Raw genomic sequence first — 17,193 nt, forward strand, 5'->3', positions numbered from 1 at the left:
ATTTCGGACAGTATAACGGTTCCGACAGGAATCGGGAGGCCATCCGGATACCCCTTCGGTGGCTTGAAAGCGACGCCACGCGTCGCTTCCTCCATGCCACGACGAAGCGTCATGTTCACGCCGGGCGACCGACCCGAGATGATGTGGAAGGCGCCCGGAGCGGGGGCCGACGTGATAGTGTTCGACTTGGAGGACGCCGTTTCTCCCGAGCGGAAGGGAGAGGCACGAACCGCGGTTCGTGAGGTACTCACGAATCCGGCGTTCGACCCGGATTGCGAGGTGTGCGTTCGCGTCAACCCGACGGGGATCGCGGCGGACGACGACCTCCGCGGAATCGCGGACGGCGCGAAAGCGGTCGATTGCGTCATGCTTCCGAAGACGGAGTCGGCTACCGACGCGGAGACGCTGGCCCGACTCCTCGACGAACACGACTGTCGGGTGCCCATCCTCGCACTGATCGAAACCGCGAGCGGCGTCCTCAACGCCGCCGAAATCGCCGCCGTGGACGAGACGGACGCGCTCGTGTTCGGGGCAGAAGACCTCTCCGCCGACATCGGGGCGACGCGGACGGACGAGGGAACCGAGGTCCTCTACGCGCGGGAACACGTCGTCATCGCGGCGAGCGCGGAGGGCGTGAACGCCATCGACACGGTGTACACCGATATCGGAGACACGGACGGATTGGCCGAGGAGACGGAGTTCGCGATTCGCCTCGGCTACGACGGGAAGATGGCGATTCATCCCGCACAGGTAGCTCCCATCAACGAGGCGTTCACGCCCGACCCGGAGCGGATCGAGTGGGCGGAGTCAGTACTCGAAGCCAAGGAGAAGGCCGACGAGGAGGGACGGGGGGTGTTCAGGGTCGACGGCGAGATGATAGATGCGCCGCTCATCGCGCAAGCCGAGCGGGTGATGGAGTACGCTCGCGCTGACAACTGACTCGTGACATTATATCACATTTAGGGGTATTAGCTCATCCTTATTTCGTCATGCTTAACAGTGGGTGGGTGGCATTGACAGACGATGTCCGAACAAGCCAATCCGTTCGAGAGCTTACAGGAACAGATCGACGACGCAGCGGAGTATCTCGACGCGTCCCCCGATGTCCTCGAACGGCTCAAGCATCCCCAGCGGATACTCGAAACGAACCTCTCCGTCGAGATGGACGACGGTTCGATCGAGACGTTCAAAGCCTTCCGGTCGCAGTTCAACGGCGACCGCGGCCCGTACAAAGGAGGCATCCGCTACCACCCCAACGTCAGCCGCGACGAAGTGAAGGCCCTCTCCGGATGGATGGTGTACAAGACCGCCGTGGTGGACATCCCCTACGGCGGCGGGAAAGGCGGCATCATCATCGACCCCGACGAGTACAGCGAAGCGGAATTGGAGCGCGTCACGCGTTCGTTCGCGAAGGAACTCCGACCGTTCATCGGCGTGGACCAGGACATCCCCGCACCCGACGTCAATACGGGCCAGCGCGAGATGAACTGGATTAAGGACACCTACGAGAAGCTCGAGAACACCACGGAACCGGGCGTCATCACCGGCAAAGCGCTCGAAAGCGGCGGCAGCGAGGGTCGCGTCGAGGCGACGGGTCGCTCGACCATGCTCACCGCCCGCGAGGCGTTCGACTACCTCGGCAAGGAGATGGAGGGGGCGACCGTCGCCGTGCAGGGCTACGGGAACGCCGGATGGATTTCCGCGAAGCTCCTCGAAAACCTCGGCGCGAAAATCGTCGCCGTGTCAGACTCCAGCGGCGGCATCTACAACGCCGACGGCCTCCACGCCCGCGACGTGAAAGACCACAAGAACGAGACGGGAAGCGTCGTCGGCTACGCGGGTACCGAGGAGGAAATCAGCAACGAGGACCTCCTCACCCTGGACGTGGACCTCCTCGTTCCGGCCGCGCTCGAAAACGCCATCGACGGCGAACTCGCACGGGAGGTGCAGGCCGACGTCATCGTCGAAGCCGCGAATGGACCGCTCACGCCCGATGCGGACGACGTCCTCACGGAGCGCGACGTGTACGTCTTCCCCGACATTCTCGCCAACGCGGGCGGCGTCACCGTCTCGTACTTCGAGTGGGTACAGAACCGCCAGCGCTTCTACTGGTCCGAAGAGCGCGTCAACGAGGAACTCGAAGACATCGTCGTCTCCGCGTTCGACGACCTGACGAGCGCCTACGAGGAACACGACCTGCCGAGTTTCCGAACCGCGGCCTACGTGGTCTCCCTCCAGCGCGTCATCGACGCCTACACCGAGAGCGGCAACTGGCCCTGAACGCGGAACCGACCTCTCACGAATTGGCTTTCGTACGCCGGCAATCGTCATTTCGAACGGTCGTTACGGGTGGAAAACCGCCGATCGAAGCATACTTTTCACTCGAATCGACACCGTCACTAATGACGACTGCGGTTTATTTCGACCTCGACAACACGCTCCTCGAATACACCGATTCGTTCGGCGAGATCGCTGCGCGGTCATTTCCCGTCGAACCGACGGAAGAGATGCTGGTGACGTACTCCGAAACCGTGCTGGAAGGGATTACGGAACTGCGATCGAAGCCGTACGAACGCGCGTTCGCCGCGGTCCGTGAGAGATACGACTTCGATGCGGATCCGGGACCGTTGGCGACCACGCACATCGAAAACGAGGCCGAAGCCACGCGCGTTCGCCCGTCCGTTCGGCGACTGGTCGAAGCCGTCTCCGCTCGGTGTCCGACCGGCATCCTCACGAACGGGGATGGACGGGCACAGCGTCGGAAAATCGACGCACACGGCCTCGAATCCCTCGTGGATACCGTCGTCATCTCGAACGAAGTCGGGGCACGGAAACCCGATCCCGCGATTTTCGAGGAAGCGAAACGACGGCTCGACGCGGACGAGTTCATTTACATCGGCGACACGTTCGAGGAGGACATCGTCCCCGCCCGTGAACAGGGGTTCGGGACGGTGTACGTCGGCGACGAGCCCCGACCGGATGCCCCCGTCTCGGCCGTCGATATGACGGAACTCGCGGCCGTACTCCTCCCGTTGGTGGAGTCCGACCGACGATAGATTCGGTCGACGAACGGGCATAAGCACACGACAAATTGAAGGTTTAGAAGTGTCTAATTCCGACCAGTGATGCTAAGCGACGTGATGGAAGACTACTTGAAAGCCATCTATACGCTTCAGAAGGAGGATGGGGGGCCGGTCGCGACCTCCGAAATCGCGGAGTATCTCGGGGTGACGCCGCCCACGGTCACCAGCATGGTGGAGAAGCTAACGGATCGCGGACTTCTCGACCGCGAGAAGTACAAGGGCGTGGAGCTCACGCCCGAGGGCGAGACGGTCGCCCTCGAAGTGCTTCGACACCATCGACTGCTCGAATCCTACCTGACCGAACACCTGGACTACTCGTGGAGCGAAGTCCACGAGGAGGCCGACCGTCTGGAACACCACATCAGCGAGGAGTTCGAACAGCGCGTGGCCGACGCGCTCGGGAACCCGACGGTCGACCCGCACGGCGACCCCATCCCCGACGCGAGCCTCTCGCCCATCGACGATGACGACACGACGCGCCTGAGCGAACACGAGGAGGGACAGCGTGTCGTCGTCGCACGGGTCAGTGACCGCGACGACGAGGAGTTGCGCTATCTGGCCGACGCGGGTATCACGCCCGGCACGGAGATGGAGATCGTGGACGTGGCCCCGTTCGGGATGGTGACGGTCACGGTGAACGAGGGGGAACAGAGCCTTCCGGAAACCATCGCTCGGTCGATTCGCGTCCGGGCGGTCGTCGAAGAACTCGCGTAAAATGGTGGGAACAGCGACCCCGTTAGCGACCGGTCTACAGCACGTCATCCATCGGTACGAGGGCTACGGGCCGGTGGCGGCCGCGTTCCTCGCCAACCTCCTCGCCACGTTCGGGGACAAGGGACAGCTCGTCGTGGTCACGCTGGCTTCGCGCTACGACGCAAAGCGGGTGTTCGTTGGCGCGATGGCCGCGTTTACCCTCTGGAGTACCGTCGAAATCGCGTTCGGTCACGTCATCGTTACCGTCCTGCCCGGAACCGTCATCACGGTCCTGACCGGCGCCCTGTTCGTCGTCTTCGGCCTCTGGACGCTACGGAGTGCAGTTTCGAAGTTCACCGAGGAGTCCGACGACCGACCGCTGTTGACCGCCGGTGGGATGGACGTGGGCGTGACCGGCGCGGTGATTCCCGACGGTCTGCTGACCCGGATGGGGGCCTACGGCGGCGTCCTGACGACGTTCGTGTTCATCCTGTTCGCGGAGTTCGGGGATAAAACCCAACTGCTGACCATCAACCTCGCGACGACGTTTCCGAACTCGCCGCTCTCGATATTCGTCGGCGTCATCGCGGCGCTCGGACTCAGAACCGGCCTCGACGCCGTCATCGGCGAACGGTTCGAGCGCATTTTGCCGACGAAATGGCTCGAACTCGTCGCCGCATTCGTCTTCCTCGCCTTCGGCGCGCTGGTGTTCGCCGAGTGGCAGGGTTTCCTCTAACCGCGCTCTTTTACTGGTGCCGGGCAAAACGGACGGCAGATGCTTGAGGTTCTCGTCTCGGCGCTCGCGGGCGTCGTCCTCGGTCTCTCGCTCGCCGCGCCTCCCGGACCGATGAACGCCGTCATCGCCGAGGAGAGCGTTCTCCGCGGCTGGCGGTCGGGGTTCTTCGCCGGACTCGGTGCGATGACGGCGGACGCCTGTTTTTTCGTCCTCGCGCTCGCGGGCGTCGTCGCCATCGTCAGGGAAGCGCCGACCGTGCGCGGATTCATGGTCGGCGTCGGCGGCCTGTTGATGCTGTACTTCGCCTACGGAGCGGCACAGGATGCCACGTCGACGTTCACCGATGACACGGTGGACGAGGGGGCGAGAGGGTTCAGAAAGGCGTTCGCGCTCGCCATCACGAACCCGTATCAGATAATCTGGTGGCTCACCGCGGGCGTCGGCCTGCTCGACCCCGGAAAGTTGGACGTCCTCTCCGGACTGCCGGGAAACCTCACGGTCACGACCGGCGGGCCGATAATAATCGTCGGATTCTTCGCGGGAATCGCCTGCTGGATAACCGGTTTTCCGGCGGCGCTGTCGGCGGCCGGAAAGCGCGTCGATTCGTTCGCTCCCGCCGTCGCGTACGTGAGCGCGGGCGTCCTCGCGCTCGCCGGGATCTCCTTCGTCTACGACGCCGCGACGACGTTCCTATAATCGACGTCCGTCGGTCAGCGTCCGCCGCCGCGCGGCGATCCCGACGGTTCGGCGTCCATCTCCGGGACCTCCTCTTCGAGCCATTCGCGGAACCATTTCACGCGTTTGAGCCGGCGGTGGGCGATGTCCTGTGCCGTATCGCTCTGGACGCGGGACGACGCGTCCTTTCCGCGTTGCAGCACCCGGTCCACCATCTCCGCGGCGGCCATGTGCGTCCGCGCCTCGTAGCCCATCCGCAGCAACATCAGGGCGGTTCCGTTCGCCCCGACCTTGTCCAGCATGTCCGCCTCGATGAGGCTCTGTGCCTCCTTCGAGAGGCGCGACAGGTCGCCCTGATAGGAGTGATCTTCGACGGCTTTGCACACTTGGTCCACGAACGATTCGGGGAACTCGCCGTGCGATTCCAGATACTCGCGGGCGACGCGCGCGCCCTCCTCGGCGTGGACTTCTTGGTCCGCGTCGAGTTTGGCGATATCGTGGAACAGCGCTGCGACACGAGCGACGTCCACGTCGGCACCTTCCCGTTCCGCGATGGTCTCGGCGAGGTTCACGACGTTGAGAATGTGATTGAACCGGTAGTCGGCGGAGTGCCACGGGTACCACCGCATGCGTCCCCCGCTTTCCTCGTTCTTTACGCTTGCCGCGAGATACTCGTACACAAACGTCTTCATGTCCTCGAATTCCGATTCGGAGACGGGAGACCCCTTAATCTCGACACCCACAGAACTCCCTCCATTGTTCGGCGTTCGTACTCATTACTGATACAAACGCACGATTCGCTCTTTAGCGTTACGACGAGGTCATTAAGTGACGGGTGCTCTTCTCCCCGTGTATGACCGAGGCGCTGTATCTCGACGCGACGGACGAGCGGGAGTTCGAGGCCACGGTCGAACGCGTCGCGGGCGACCGCGTCGTACTCGACCGAACCCTGTTCTATCCCGAAGGCGGCGGCCAACCGTACGACACCGGGGTTCTCGAATTCGAGGACGAGACGTGGAACGTCACGGACGTGCAGAAGAAAGACACCGTCTACCACGCGCTCGACGGGACGCCGCCCGAGGAGGGAACGACCGTCACCGGACGAATCGACTGGGACCGACGCTACGCCCATATGCGATATCACACGGCTCAACACCTCCTCTCGGCGGTGCTGTTGGAGGAGTACGACGCGGAGACGACGGGCAATCAGTTGTACGCCGACCGCGCGCGAATCGACTGTGGCTACGAGCGGTTCACCGACGAGGAGTTCGGTCACATCGAGTCGGCCATGAACGACCGCATCGACGCGGGACTGGCGGTCAGTTGGTACGAGATGGACCGCGACGAGGCCGAGTCCTCCCTCGATCCGGAACGGACCCGAATTCACCTCCTTCCCGAAAGCATCCGCGAGATCCGCATCGTGGAAATCGAGGGGACCGATAGAACCGCTTGTGCGGGTACCCACGTCGAACGAACCGACGAACTCGGCGAGTTCCGAATCACCGGCCGGGAGACGAAGGGAAGCGACGAGGAGCGCCTGAAGTTCGTTCTCGAATAAAGCCGAGTGGACGGAACGAGCGACCTGGACGATTCTCACTAGGCGGGTCGGTTCGGAACGAGCAATCGCTCGTCTTCGAGCGGGAAGGAGTCCATCCTGTCGAGCGTCATCTCCGCGAGCGCATCGCTCCGTGCGGAGTCCTTTTTCGCGTGCATGTACGCTTCCATCGTCCCCGCTTCGTCGGCCGTCGGAACGAATCGAACGGCGGTCCCGAGCGGTCCGGTTTCGAACAGGAGGTAGGCCTGCGGGAACGAGCAGAGCGACGGTGCGATCAGTTCGCGCACGCCCATCGTTTCCGCGACTGCGGGGACGTGCAGGTGGCCGGAGACGTGCAACGGAACGTCGTGACCGGAGAAAACGTCCGCCAGTTCCGTCGCGTTGCGCATCGGGAACGACGAGCGCCACGAGTGGGTGTCTTTTCCATCGGACAGTCCCGGAAGGTTGTGATGTGAGACGACGATGGGGGCGTCCGTCTTCGGAAGCGTTCGGTCGAGCCACGCGAGTTGGTCGTCGGAGATACATCCGTCGTGGCAGTCGGAAAGCGTTCCGTCGGGCGTCGAGGCGCTGTTCAGACCGATGACGTCCACGTCGCCGACGCGCTCGTGGAACGGGAATCCACCAGGGGTGAACTCCGACTCAAACGACGAGAGCGGCGGCGTCTCGTGGCTGTCGAAGGACTTCGGAACGTCGTGGTTTCCGGGGACGGCGACGTACGGTACGTCGAGGTCGGCCAAAAGCGAGCGAACGGTTTCGAAGTCCTCGACCGAACCGTCCTCAGTAAGGTCGCCCGCGAACACGACCGCGTCCACGTCGCGGGTATTCGCGTCCGCGATCACGGTACGGAGTCGTTCACGGGTTCGGTGAAACACCTTCCACGTGCCACGTTTTTCGGTCGAAACGTGGGTGTCGGAGACGACGGCGATCGTCGTTCGTGTCTCGCTCCGCGGATAGGAGAACTGAGCGAAAAGGGGGCCCGCAGTGGCGTTCTCGGTCGGTGGTTCGCTGACGGCCTCGATGGGGCGGGACTCGTTCTGAAATTCCGCCGGTATCCCGTCTTCGATCATCACGTGTGTAAACTTCGGCAACGGCTATAAGTCTAACCACGAATGTATATATTTGATACCATAGTCTATATAGTTCTCCCCGAACGGTGTTATTTCAGTCACGTCACGTCCAATACACGTGTCTGACTGACTTTCATTACGTCGCACGTCGAAACGATGGACGAGGATGAGTACGAGAAGCCTCCAAGGAATCGGAACAACAACGACGGCGACGGGTTCGTCGTCATTCTCCTATCTCAATAGGGGATTGCAACTAGTGGGACTGTTTTTCTTCATCAACGGCATTTACGTGGCGTTCTTTTCGTCGAGTATACTGACCACGTTCGGTTACTACTCGGTCGTTATTGCCGCCATTTGCGTAGTGCTGTCACGACTGATTTCGCCCGACGATCCGCTCATCTCGCCTGAAATCCAACGAAAGGTGAAACGGTTGTCAAATCGGTCGGAGTCGGACCGTTCCCGGAACGGTCGAACGACCCGGCGAGCGGGATTCGACATTCGTCGGTATCTCCGGTCGGTCGCACGAGCGGTTCAGCGAATCGACGTGTCCCGGTCTTCCTCTCGGGGTAACGGCCGCGACCGCCTCTGATTTTAGCCGTTTTTACGGTCTCACCTTTTTATTCCTCGGAGCGGCCGTACAGCGTCAGTACTCCGTCCTCCGGAAACTCCTCTCGGTCGAACACGCTGAGTTTGACGTAACCCCTCGTGAGCAACCTGTCGAGGGGCGGTAACCCACGTGGTCCGAAACGAAGCGACAGACATAACGACCCATCCTCCTCGAAATGTGCATCCGTTACGGACATGTCGTACCGACCTTCTTGCTCGTACTTCATGATGTCCTTCATCTGATAGTAGATATTACAAATGTGGCGGGATGGTATATGTCTTGTTTCCATTCGTCATTTCATAAGACGATGTAAACATACCGTCTCGCGGCGTAGTACGTTTTCTCTGTTTCACGTCACTGATACTAAATGCGGAACCTCGTGAAGCGATTCGAACGGTTTCGTCTGGGTGACGTCCTGCCCTCGGAATGGTCCGATTTCTCGACGACAGGTTCTCCCACGGACGGGGTAATCACCGAATTCGAAGCGTTCTCGAATATATCGATGGATCTCGGAACGTCGGCAAAATACCTCGTGGGGTCGATTACTCGTGGTAGTATTCCAGCGTTACCCTCAATGTGGAACGGCTTGATACGAGGAAATAGGGTCTTGAAACCGGCAAAAGGTTATTTATGGTTTCTGGCTCCAACAGTAACGTACCACGTATGAATCGCCATCGATCCATCGCAGTCGTCCTCGTTCTCTCCGTTCTCCTCGCCGGTTGCGCCGGACTTGGTGGGACGGATACGACCACGACGACAACGACCACGGACGCACCCACAGCAACGAGCACGACGACAACGGCAACGACGTCGTCGAACGGTGGAACGACGACCACCACGGAAACGACTACGACGGCCGCTTCGACCACGGAGACCACTACGACGACAGTGGAATCTTGGTCGCCGCCGAAGTCCCCGAACACGCCGCTCGACGACAAGCGAAAAGGCAGTAAAATGGGTCGCCTGAAGAAGGTCACGCTCGTGGACAAGGTCAAAGCCAAGAACGGAAACGGCTACTCCGACTTCAACGTCGAAGTCGTGGCCAACACTAGCCTGCCCAACGTCGACCCCGAACCGCTGGTGGACGGCGACCCGTACTTCCTCGTCCGGATCAACGGCAAGAACGTCGGGCGTACCGGCGTCCGCTTCCAGCACGACGAGGGAACCTACTCCGTCGAAATCGAGGAGGGTGCCTTCGAGCAGTTCAACGACGGCACGCTCAAAGTGACCGTCTACATGCTCGACGAGGACCACCAGCACGACGACATCTACGGCAAGTGGACCGGGACGATCACGTACAGTTCGAAGTGACGACGGTTGCCCGTCGATGTCGTGATACTCCGTCCATCGTGCAGCAGTAAATTCCATCAATTATGTTAGTTTTCACTTATTATTTTGGAGATTCATACCATCAATTCGGATATCGACTGCGAGTTAGATGTCGGGTGGATAGACACGTTTTCCCGCCGGTTTTCCGATACGCAATTAAACCTTCACTCAGCTTGCTACTAGTATGAGCCGCTCACGATTCCGATTCAACCGACGTACACTCGTTGTACTCTTACTTCTCGGCATCGTGCTTCCTGCGGTCCTCTGGGCTGCGGGAGGTACGATAGGAGACGCGAGTCCCTCGGTCAACGCCAACGTGACCGAACGCTACCGCTCCATCGACGCGTTCACCGGAACGCAGTCGGTCACCATGCGAACCAACGGTACCGTCACGTCCCGAAACGTCGCCACCGTCACGCTCGTTCCGGGTACTAACCGGAAACGGATCCGCTTTCAGAACGCATCGGATCGGCAGTACGAACTACAGGTCTCGAACGGCTCGACGCTCTGGCTCCACGATATCGACCAAAACGCAGTGACCGCCGTCGAGTTGACGGGACCACCGACCGATTCGCAAACGGCCACCCGACTCCAACTGCTCGTCTCGGCCGCGGGGTTGACCGACGACGAGGGTCGGCCCAAATCCGTCGGTGTATCACCGTTACCCGTCTTGCCGCGACACACCGGCACCGCCCCGCAAATGGGCGCGAACCGTAGTTACGCCGTCGAGTTCGTCGAGACCGATACCGTCGGCGGGCGGGATGCGTACGTGCTCGATATTACCCCCACGACCAACCAGAGCGGAGCTCACTACAGACAACGACTGTGGGTCGACTCCGAACGGTTCTATCCGCTACGCAAGCAGACGGCATGGACCGCCGATGGCACCCAGCGTTCGGTGACGACGACGTACACGAACATGACGTTCGACGTGCAGGTGCCGGCGGACGCGTTCCGACCCGACATAGACGCCGACACGAAAGTACGGCGACCGGACACCCCTCGGACGGAGTGGTACCGAACCAGAGCGGACCTGGAAGCACGGAGTTCGATTTCAGTGCCGAAACCGACCGTGCCGCCCGCGTTCGAACTGGTCTACGCCACACGAACGAACGGCCGTATCAACGGGGTCGGACTCCGCTACGCCGCCGACGGACGCGAACTCACGGTTGCGAAGTTCAACTACACCCTCGACATCGACTCCAACGAACGTGACGTGACGATCAACGGTCATCCGGCGACCATCGACCACGGACCGACCACCTCGCTCTCGTGGGACTGCAACGGCTACGGCTTCACCGTCCGGGGAACCGGCGTCGAAATAGACCGGTTGATCGAAGTCGCCCGCTCGGTGGCCTGTCCAGCCTGAAATCGTACGAATTTCTGGGTCGGAAACTCGCCCCCTTTTTATATTATCCGACGGTTCGTTCGTTAAAATGCGATGGGCTCCGACAAACTGACAACGTGCTCCCACACCGGAAGTATGGTGATGTGGCCTCTGACAGCACGGTGTCCCCCATCGCGTTCACCGCTGACGCAGCAGTCCCTCCACAGTAACGCTGTACAGCTTCGACAGCCCACATCACACTCCCGGAATCGGTCGTCGCAACCCCTCCGCGCTCAAAACCCATGAGCCTATTAATCCGACCGATAGTCATTCGACTGAAACGTGAGTGAGGATCCAGCACTGGGTGAGCTTCTCGACGTCCTTAGCGACGAGTACGCCCGGAAAATCCTCGCAGCAACGAGTATCAAACCAATGTCCGCAAAACAGCTTGCCGACGAATGTGAAATGTCCCAGCCGACGGTCTACCGCCGAGTGGAACGATTACAAGCGCACGGACTCCTCGAAGAGCAGACCAAGATTCGGACCAGCAACAACCACTACAGCGTTTATACGGCCACGCTGTCGGAAGTTTCTATCGAGTTGGACACCGGGTCCTTCGAGGCGGCCGTGACGCGCACCGACGACGAATCGTTCCCCGGAGAAGGCGAGACCGACACCGCCGACCGCTTCAAGAAGATGTGGGAGGATCTCTGAAATGCCATCCATTGCCACCGCCATCGACTGGGTTATCGTCGTCCTCGCCCTCGGGTCCACCCTCGTCGGTGGCTACGTGGGATATCAGGCCTACCGCGGGTATCGCCGCCACGACAGTCGAACGATGCAAGCGCTCTCCATGGGCCTGTTTTTCCTCACGGCCGTCGCGTTCGGCATCGCCTTCGTCGGCTCGCTGCTCCTCCGCGAGGGCTATATCGGTTTGCAGTATCAACAACCGCTCACGCTCGTCACGCGATTGTTTCAGTTCCTCGGCGTTCTGCTCATCGCCTACTCGTTGCATTCGCGAGGGTAGTCCGCTCGCGTATCGTTCCTCCTCATTTCTCGCTGCGCGGACGCATTCGGCTTATGCAGTATGACCTCCACCAAGGGAGAAGTCGCTGTTTCTGTGGAGATTACTGCAAAATTTTGCATAGTCCCGGGCGGATTCGAACCGCCGTCAATGGCTGTCTTCCGCAACTGGAACACCAGTCACGTCCAAAGGCCATTATGATTGGCCGCTACACCACGGGACTCCTCGTTTTACTCGTCGTCCCGTCTGATTCACAGTTTCTTCGAAACTGCTCACCACCGGGAGCCGACTTGTTGGCTCCCAAGCCTCGCCTCACTTCGTTCGGCGAGACACCCCGGGACTTCGTTCGTTTGCCCTCCCTCGGGAAGGCTACGTCGTCACGTAATTCGGGCGGCTACTTGAACGTAACGCAACTGTCTCGCGGAGAAATTCGATTGCCCTCGGATCAGTCGGCGTGCCCGTCTTCGACCAGATATGTACACATGTCCTCGTTGGCGTGGAAGCAATCGGGACACTGTGGCTCCCGGTCGATGATGGTGTCGAGTCGGGCCGCCACCGTCTCGTCGATGACGCTTTCTAGCTGTTTCGCCTCGGTCCGGAACTCGTCCACTTCGAGGACGTTGGCGAGGAAGCGCTCCAGGATACAGTAGGTCTGAAGGGCGTCGCTGGCACGCGTTTCCCCTTCCTCGGTGAGCGTCGCGCCGCGATACTTCTCGTGTTCGACCAACCCGCGCTCTTGGAGTTTGCCGACCATTTCGTTGACGCTGGCGGGACTTACGCCGAGTTGGTCCGCGAGGGCACCGGTTGCCGCCGGGCCGTCGTTGATGCGCTGGACGAGGTATATCGCCTTCAGATATTGATCTGCTGTGTTCATTTGCTGGCCTCCATCAGGTTCGCGACTTCTTCGACTCCCGTCGCCTCCTCCGCTCGAATCGAGGAAAGGGTTTCGAGCAGTCGGTCGTTGTCGACTCCGAACTCCGTCTCGCTCGCTTCGATGGCGACGATGAGGTCGTCGTAGAACTTGTACGCCGTCTCCTCGCCGTGCAGTTGGTCGTAGAGCACGCCGTCGAAATCATCGGGCGCGGTCTGGGCGTACTGCTCGCCCACCAGCAACTCTATTTCCTCGAACGGAATCGTTTCGGCATCGAGTTCGTCGATGAGCGATTCGAGACGTTCTCGGTGTTCTGCCGATTCTTCGCGCGCTTCTTCGAGCAGTTCGCGCACATCCTCGTGGAGCTCGTTGCGCTCCGCGGAGGGCAGGGTTTCGAAATGGCGCGCGGCCCGTGCCTCGACGACCTCTTCCAACACGACGCCGATTTGGAGCAAGCGCGCGAGTTGGCGGTCCGACGAGACGCGCTGACTCACACTCATGGCTGGTGAAAAGAGGTGGGGAAACTTAACACTCCCTGATGTGACCGCGCGAAAAAGACCGAAAGCGAGTTCGAGCGAAAAGGACCGTCGTCAGTAGTCGAGTCGTTCGACGATCTTCGCTTCGAGGTCCTCGCGGAGTTCCTCGACTTCGACTTCGTCCAAGACGGGGACGAAGAACCCTTCCACGAGCATGTTCTTCGCCAGCGAGTCCGGCACGCCGCGCGAGGTCATGTAGAACAGGTCCTCCTCGTCGACCTGTCCGACGGTCGCGGAGTGGCTGGCCTCGGTGTCGTGGTTGTTGATGATGAGCTTCGGCGAGGCGTCGGCTTCGCTCTGATCCGAGAGCATCAGCGTGTTCTCACGCTGGTAGGAACTCGTGTCCCATGCGTCCTTGCCGACGTCCTGCACACCCTCGTAGACGGAGCGCGCTTCGTCGTCGAGGACGCCGCGCGTCACGAGGTCGGCCGTCGTGTGCTCGTTCTTGTGCCAGACGCGAGCGGCGACGTCGAAGTGCTGGTCGTCGTGGCCGAAGAACGCGCCGACGGTCTTCGTCTCGGAGCCCTCGCCGTCGAGGGTCGTTTCGACGGAGGACTTGGTGAGACGCGAGCCGATGTTCCCCTCGATCCAGTTGACGGACGCGTGGTCCGCGGCGGTGCCGCGTTTCAGCGTGTAGGTGTACGTCTCCTCGTCGACGTCCTGCAGGGAGCCGTACTGGACGTGGCTGTTCTCGCCGGCCGCGATTTCGACCAGACCGCTGTAGTAGCGCTCGCCGTCCAGTTCCTCGCTCTCCTGGCGCTCCAGAATCGTCACCGAACTCGATTTCTCGGTGACGACGAGCGTGTAGTTGAAGAGCGACTGGCTCTGCATCGTCGTCCGAATCGTCACGTCTTCGGCGTCGACGCCCTCGGGGACGTAGACGAGCGTGCCGGACGTGAACAACGCCGCCGAGAGCGCCGTCAGGTAGTTCTCCTGCGGGTCGATGACCGAGCCGAAGTACTCCTCGACGATCTCTTCGTGTTCGTCCAGCGCGTCGGGCAGCGAGAGGACGGAGACGCCCTCGGGTTCGACGCGCTCTTTCTCCTCGGCCGCCGACAGCGGATCGACGAAGCTGTCGTAGTCGAGCGCATCGAGGTTCGTCCAGTCGCGTCCCGGCGTCCGGATGACGTCGGGCATGTCGAGTTCGGAAAGCGCATCGAGCGCTTCGAGACGCGTTTCGAGCAGCCAGTCTGGTTCGTCGAGGTCGCCCGAGATTTGGCGGACGGTCTCCTCCGAGAGGGTGCTGTGAACCTGCGTGCTCATCCGAGACTGCCCTCCATTTCGAGTTCGATGAGGCGGTTGAGTTCGACCGCGTACTCGATGGGGAGTTCCTCCGTGATGGGTTCGATGAACCCGCTCACGATCATCTGTTTCGCGTCGTCGTCGTCGAGACCGCGGCTCTGGAGGTAGAAGACGTCCTCGTCGCCGATCTTCCCGACGGTCGCCTCGTGGGCGACGTTGACGCGGTTCTCGTTGATCTCCATGTACGGCATGGTGTCTGACGTGGACTCGTTGTCGAACATCAGCGCGTCACACTCGACCGACGTGGACGAGTCCACCGCACCTTCGCTGATGTGGACGAGGCCGCGGTAGTTCGTGCGGCCGCCGTCCTTGCTGATGGACTTCGACTCGATGGTCGAGTTGGTGTTCGGCGCGTTGTGGTAGACCTTCGCGCCGGTGTCGATGTTCTGTCCCTCGCCCGCGAAGGCGATGGAAATCTGGTTCGCGGACGCGCCGCGACCCTTGAGGATGGAACACGGGTAGAGCATGGTGGATTTCGACCCCATGCTTCCCGAGACCCACTCCATGCGGCCACCGGCTTCGACGATGGCGCGCTTCGTGTTGAGGTTGTACGTGTTCTTCGACCAGTTCTGCACGGTCGAGTACTGGACGTGAGCGTCGTCGCCGACGAACACCTCGACGCCGCCTGAGTGGAGGTTAAACGCGGAGTATTTGGGAGCGGAACAGCCCTCGATGTAGTGGACTTCGCTGCCCTCTTCCGCGATGATGAGCGTGTGCTCGAACTGCCCCATCCCCTCGGAGTTCATGCGGAAGTACGCCTGCACCGGCATCTGCACGGTAACGTCCTCGGGGACGTAGACGAACGACCCGCCGGACCAGACCGCACCGTGGAGCGCCGCGAACTTGTTGTCGCTCGGCGGCACGCACTTCGTCATGAAGTACTCTCGGACGAGGTCTTCGTGCTCCTGGACCGCCTGGTCCATGTTGCAGAAGACGACGCCCTTTTCCTCCCACTGTTCCTGCATGTTCTGGTAGACGACTTCGGACTCGTACTGGGCACCGACGCCGGAGAGCGCGTTTCGCTCCGCCTCCGGGATACCGAGTTTGTCGAAGGTGTCCTTGATGTCGTCCGGGAGGTCGTCCCAGTCGTCCGCGCCGCCGCGCTTGTCCACGTCGGGGCGGATGTAGGGAACGATTTCCTCGACGTCCAGTCCCGAGAGGTCGGGCTGGCCGGGCCAGTCCGTCGGCATGGGCATGTTCTGGTAGTGTTCCAGTGCGCGGAGACGCCGCTGGAGCATCCATTCCGGTTCGTCCTTGTCCTCGCTGATGAGGCGGACGACCTCTTCGGTCAGCCCCTTGTCGGACTTGACCGCGGCCCGCTGTTCTTTCTTGAACTCGAACCGTTCTTCCGTATCTGTCTCTTTCAAGTGGTCCTGATCTGAACTCATACTAACACCTTATGCGGTCTCGTAGACCTGGTCGCGGACCCAGTCGTATCCCTTGTCTTCGAGTTCTTCGGCGAGTTCCGGGCCGCCTTCCTTGACGATTTCGCCGTCGAGCATGATGTGGACCGTATCGGGTTCCACGTAGTCGAGGATACGCTGGTAGTGGGTAATCTGGAGGATGCCAGTTCCCTGCTCGTCGCGGAGCGCGTTGATTCCGTTCGATACGTCCTGCAGTCGGTCGATGTCCAGCCCGGAGTCGATCTCGTCCAGTACTGCGATGGACGGTTCGAGGATGGCGGCCTGCAACACTTCGTTCTGCTTCTTCTCACCGCCGGAGAACCCGGCGTTGAGGTAGCGCATCGCGAACTTCTCGTCCATGTCGAGAAGCTCCATCTTCTCCTTGAGGAGTTGCTGGAACTCGGCGACGCCGACTTCGCCCTCGTCCGCCGGGCCTTCCATCGGGCTCGTGTCGTAGCCCGACTCTTCTTCCTCGTCCTCAGTTTCGTCCTCCTCACTGAAGAGGTCTTCGCGCTCTTCGAGCTTCGCGTTGAGCGCCGTGCGGAGGAAGTTGGACATCGTGACGCCCTCGATTTCGGCGGGGTACTGGAACGCGAGGAAGACGCCGAGCGCCGCGCGCTCGTTCGGTTCCAGTTCGAGGAGGTTCCACGTGCGCATGTCCTCGGGGATCTCGATGTCGCCGAACTCACCCTCTTCGAGGTGTAACAGTACCTCTCCCTCGGTGACTTCGTACGCGGGATGCCCCGCGATAACCTTCGATGTCGTCGATTTGCCGCTGCCGTTCGGTCCCATCAACGCGTGAATCTCGCCGGATTCGACTTCGAGATCGACGCCGTTGAGGATCTTTTCGCCTTCTTCCACGACCTCTGCGTGGAGATTTTTCAGTTCGAGCGTTGCCATTGTTAGGGTCACCTAAGTCATATGGAGCAAGGGTAGGTCGTCCCATAACCGTTTCGCATTCCTGTGCAATCGGTTTTCGGAAAGA

Annotated in this window: 20 protein-coding genes and 1 tRNA gene; 12 read left to right on the forward strand and 9 right to left on the reverse strand. The window is 61.0% G+C overall.

What is annotated here, in order from left to right:
- Positions 1-93: 93 nt before the first annotated feature.
- The 6 genes from ACGYLY_RS05365 (at position 94) to ACGYLY_RS05390 (ending at position 5,208) form a co-directional block, all read left to right on the forward strand.
- A complete protein-coding gene (locus ACGYLY_RS05365) occupies positions 94-939 on the forward strand; it encodes an HpcH/HpaI aldolase/citrate lyase family protein (protein ID WP_395282628.1) in 846 nt (281 codons plus the stop codon).
- A gap of 84 nt (positions 940-1,023) precedes the next feature.
- Positions 1,024-2,280 (forward strand): Glu/Leu/Phe/Val dehydrogenase, encoded by a 1,257-nt coding sequence (locus tag ACGYLY_RS05370; protein WP_395282626.1) that lies wholly within the window; start codon positions 1,024-1,026, stop codon positions 2,278-2,280.
- 122 nt (positions 2,281-2,402) lie between these two features.
- Positions 2,403-3,056 (forward strand): HAD family hydrolase, encoded by a 654-nt coding sequence (locus tag ACGYLY_RS05375; protein ID WP_395282625.1) that lies wholly within the window; start codon positions 2,403-2,405, stop codon positions 3,054-3,056.
- Positions 3,057-3,125: 69 nt separating this feature from the next.
- The gene (locus ACGYLY_RS05380) at positions 3,126-3,797 is read left to right on the forward strand and encodes a metal-dependent transcriptional regulator (protein WP_395282624.1); all 672 of its coding nucleotides are present in this window, start codon (positions 3,126-3,128) and stop codon (positions 3,795-3,797) included.
- 1 nt (position 3,798) lies between these two features.
- Positions 3,799-4,512, forward strand: coding sequence for a TMEM165/GDT1 family protein (locus tag ACGYLY_RS05385; RefSeq protein WP_395282623.1), 714 nt, complete (start codon positions 3,799-3,801; stop codon positions 4,510-4,512).
- A 39-nt stretch (positions 4,513-4,551) separates the two neighbouring features.
- Positions 4,552-5,208 carry a LysE family translocator gene (locus tag ACGYLY_RS05390; protein ID WP_395282622.1) on the forward strand — a complete coding sequence of 219 codons (657 nt, stop codon included), beginning with the start codon at positions 4,552-4,554 and terminating at the stop codon, positions 5,206-5,208.
- A gap of 14 nt (positions 5,209-5,222) precedes the next feature.
- Here ACGYLY_RS05390 and ACGYLY_RS05395 read toward each other — a convergent pair whose 3' ends face one another.
- Positions 5,223-5,930, reverse strand: a complete 708-nt coding sequence (locus ACGYLY_RS05395) for an HD domain-containing protein (RefSeq protein ID WP_395282621.1) — start codon at positions 5,928-5,930, stop codon at positions 5,223-5,225.
- Between the two features lie 110 nt (positions 5,931-6,040).
- Between ACGYLY_RS05395 and ACGYLY_RS05400 the strand changes: the two genes are divergently transcribed.
- Positions 6,041-6,745 carry an alanine--tRNA ligase-related protein gene (locus ACGYLY_RS05400; RefSeq protein ID WP_395282620.1) on the forward strand — a complete coding sequence of 235 codons (705 nt, stop codon included), beginning with the start codon at positions 6,041-6,043 and terminating at the stop codon, positions 6,743-6,745.
- 38 nt (positions 6,746-6,783) lie between these two features.
- Here the strand turns inward: ACGYLY_RS05400 and ACGYLY_RS05405 are convergent, their stop codons facing one another.
- Entirely contained in the window at positions 6,784-7,809 is a 1,026-nt protein-coding gene (locus ACGYLY_RS05405; protein WP_395282619.1) for a metallophosphoesterase family protein, read from the reverse strand.
- A gap of 166 nt (positions 7,810-7,975) precedes the next feature.
- Here ACGYLY_RS05405 and ACGYLY_RS05410 point away from each other — a divergent pair, with 166 nt between their 5' ends.
- Positions 7,976-8,398 carry a hypothetical protein gene (locus ACGYLY_RS05410; RefSeq protein WP_395282618.1) on the forward strand — a complete coding sequence of 141 codons (423 nt, stop codon included), beginning with the start codon at positions 7,976-7,978 and terminating at the stop codon, positions 8,396-8,398.
- A gap of 28 nt (positions 8,399-8,426) precedes the next feature.
- On the opposite strand, the gene ACGYLY_RS05415 is transcribed toward ACGYLY_RS05410, so the two are convergent.
- The gene (locus ACGYLY_RS05415; RefSeq protein ID WP_395282617.1) at positions 8,427-8,642 is read right to left on the reverse strand and encodes a hypothetical protein; all 216 of its coding nucleotides are present in this window, start codon (positions 8,640-8,642) and stop codon (positions 8,427-8,429) included.
- 437 nt (positions 8,643-9,079) lie between these two features.
- On the opposite strand from ACGYLY_RS05415, the gene ACGYLY_RS05420 reads away from it, so the two are divergent.
- The 4 genes from ACGYLY_RS05420 to ACGYLY_RS05435 all read left to right on the forward strand — a co-directional run bounded on the left by ACGYLY_RS05420 (position 9,080) and on the right by ACGYLY_RS05435 (position 12,099).
- Positions 9,080-9,727 (forward strand): PEGA domain-containing protein, encoded by a 648-nt coding sequence (locus ACGYLY_RS05420; protein ID WP_395282616.1) that lies wholly within the window; start codon positions 9,080-9,082, stop codon positions 9,725-9,727.
- Positions 9,728-9,929: 202 nt separating this feature from the next.
- Positions 9,930-11,114 carry an outer membrane lipoprotein carrier protein LolA gene (locus ACGYLY_RS05425; RefSeq protein WP_395282615.1) on the forward strand — a complete coding sequence of 395 codons (1,185 nt, stop codon included), beginning with the start codon at positions 9,930-9,932 and terminating at the stop codon, positions 11,112-11,114.
- A gap of 300 nt (positions 11,115-11,414) precedes the next feature.
- Positions 11,415-11,786 carry an ArsR/SmtB family transcription factor gene (locus ACGYLY_RS05430; protein WP_395282614.1) on the forward strand — a complete coding sequence of 124 codons (372 nt, stop codon included), beginning with the start codon at positions 11,415-11,417 and terminating at the stop codon, positions 11,784-11,786.
- 1 nt (position 11,787) lies between these two features.
- Positions 11,788-12,099 (forward strand): hypothetical protein, encoded by a 312-nt coding sequence (locus ACGYLY_RS05435; RefSeq protein ID WP_395282613.1) that lies wholly within the window; start codon positions 11,788-11,790, stop codon positions 12,097-12,099.
- A 118-nt stretch (positions 12,100-12,217) separates the two neighbouring features.
- On the opposite strand, the gene ACGYLY_RS05440 is transcribed toward ACGYLY_RS05435, so the two are convergent.
- From ACGYLY_RS05440 to ACGYLY_RS05465, 6 genes are all read right to left on the reverse strand, one after another.
- A tRNA-Gln gene (locus tag ACGYLY_RS05440) sits at positions 12,218-12,319 on the reverse strand.
- A gap of 222 nt (positions 12,320-12,541) precedes the next feature.
- The gene (locus ACGYLY_RS05445; RefSeq protein WP_231183193.1) at positions 12,542-12,970 is read right to left on the reverse strand and encodes a metal-dependent transcriptional regulator; all 429 of its coding nucleotides are present in this window, start codon (positions 12,968-12,970) and stop codon (positions 12,542-12,544) included.
- Positions 12,967-13,467 (reverse strand): ferritin-like domain-containing protein, encoded by a 501-nt coding sequence (locus tag ACGYLY_RS05450; protein ID WP_395282612.1) that lies wholly within the window; start codon positions 13,465-13,467, stop codon positions 12,967-12,969. The genes ACGYLY_RS05445 and ACGYLY_RS05450 overlap by 4 nt, the downstream gene beginning before the upstream one ends.
- 90 nt (positions 13,468-13,557) lie before the next feature.
- Positions 13,558-14,766, reverse strand: coding sequence for a Fe-S cluster assembly protein SufD (gene sufD / locus ACGYLY_RS05455; RefSeq protein WP_395282611.1), 1,209 nt, complete (start codon positions 14,764-14,766; stop codon positions 13,558-13,560).
- Positions 14,763-16,193 carry a Fe-S cluster assembly protein SufB gene (gene sufB / locus ACGYLY_RS05460; protein WP_231183196.1) on the reverse strand — a complete coding sequence of 477 codons (1,431 nt, stop codon included), beginning with the start codon at positions 16,191-16,193 and terminating at the stop codon, positions 14,763-14,765. Before sufB ends, sufD begins: the two co-directional genes overlap by 4 nt.
- A gap of 9 nt (positions 16,194-16,202) precedes the next feature.
- Positions 16,203-17,108 carry an ABC transporter ATP-binding protein gene (locus tag ACGYLY_RS05465; RefSeq protein WP_231183197.1) on the reverse strand — a complete coding sequence of 302 codons (906 nt, stop codon included), beginning with the start codon at positions 17,106-17,108 and terminating at the stop codon, positions 16,203-16,205.
- Between the last annotated feature and the right edge of the window lie 85 nt (positions 17,109-17,193).

Origin of the sequence: Haladaptatus sp. CMAA 1909 (assembly GCF_043952005.1) — an archaeon.
In the GTDB taxonomy this organism is placed as follows: Archaea; Halobacteriota; Halobacteria; order Halobacteriales; family Haladaptataceae; genus Haladaptatus.

What these genes read in the sequence shown, in the direction of transcription:
- ACGYLY_RS05400 (WP_395282620.1), top strand. Translation starts at nt 6,041, where the DNA reads ATGACCGAGGCGCTGTATCTCGACGCGACGGACGAGCGGGAGTTCGAG.
- ACGYLY_RS05420 (WP_395282616.1), top strand. Translation starts at nt 9,080, where the DNA reads ATGAATCGCCATCGATCCATCGCAGTCGTCCTCGTTCTCTCCGTTCTC.
- ACGYLY_RS05380 (WP_395282624.1), top strand. Translation starts at nt 3,126, where the DNA reads ATGCTAAGCGACGTGATGGAAGACTACTTGAAAGCCATCTATACGCTT.
- ACGYLY_RS05365 (WP_395282628.1), top strand. Translation starts at nt 94, where the DNA reads ATGCCACGACGAAGCGTCATGTTCACGCCGGGCGACCGACCCGAGATG.
- ACGYLY_RS05415 (WP_395282617.1), bottom strand. Translation starts at nt 8,642, where the DNA reads ATGAAGTACGAGCAAGAAGGTCGGTACGACATGTCCGTAACGGATGCA.
- ACGYLY_RS05410 (WP_395282618.1), top strand. Translation starts at nt 7,976, where the DNA reads ATGAGTACGAGAAGCCTCCAAGGAATCGGAACAACAACGACGGCGACG.
- ACGYLY_RS05425 (WP_395282615.1), top strand. Translation starts at nt 9,930, where the DNA reads ATGAGCCGCTCACGATTCCGATTCAACCGACGTACACTCGTTGTACTC.
- ACGYLY_RS05390 (WP_395282622.1), top strand. Translation starts at nt 4,552, where the DNA reads ATGCTTGAGGTTCTCGTCTCGGCGCTCGCGGGCGTCGTCCTCGGTCTC.
- ACGYLY_RS05370 (WP_395282626.1), top strand. Translation starts at nt 1,024, where the DNA reads ATGTCCGAACAAGCCAATCCGTTCGAGAGCTTACAGGAACAGATCGAC.
- ACGYLY_RS05375 (WP_395282625.1), top strand. Translation starts at nt 2,403, where the DNA reads ATGACGACTGCGGTTTATTTCGACCTCGACAACACGCTCCTCGAATAC.
- ACGYLY_RS05405 (WP_395282619.1), bottom strand. Translation starts at nt 7,809, where the DNA reads ATGATCGAAGACGGGATACCGGCGGAATTTCAGAACGAGTCCCGCCCC.
- ACGYLY_RS05385 (WP_395282623.1), top strand. Translation starts at nt 3,799, where the DNA reads ATGGTGGGAACAGCGACCCCGTTAGCGACCGGTCTACAGCACGTCATC.
- ACGYLY_RS05450 (WP_395282612.1), bottom strand. Translation starts at nt 13,467, where the DNA reads ATGAGTGTGAGTCAGCGCGTCTCGTCGGACCGCCAACTCGCGCGCTTG.
- ACGYLY_RS05465 (WP_231183197.1), bottom strand. Translation starts at nt 17,108, where the DNA reads ATGGCAACGCTCGAACTGAAAAATCTCCACGCAGAGGTCGTGGAAGAA.
- sufD (WP_395282611.1), bottom strand. Translation starts at nt 14,766, where the DNA reads ATGAGCACGCAGGTTCACAGCACCCTCTCGGAGGAGACCGTCCGCCAA.
- ACGYLY_RS05445 (WP_231183193.1), bottom strand. Translation starts at nt 12,970, where the DNA reads ATGAACACAGCAGATCAATATCTGAAGGCGATATACCTCGTCCAGCGC.
- ACGYLY_RS05435 (WP_395282613.1), top strand. Translation starts at nt 11,788, where the DNA reads ATGCCATCCATTGCCACCGCCATCGACTGGGTTATCGTCGTCCTCGCC.
- sufB (WP_231183196.1), bottom strand. Translation starts at nt 16,193, where the DNA reads ATGAGTTCAGATCAGGACCACTTGAAAGAGACAGATACGGAAGAACGG.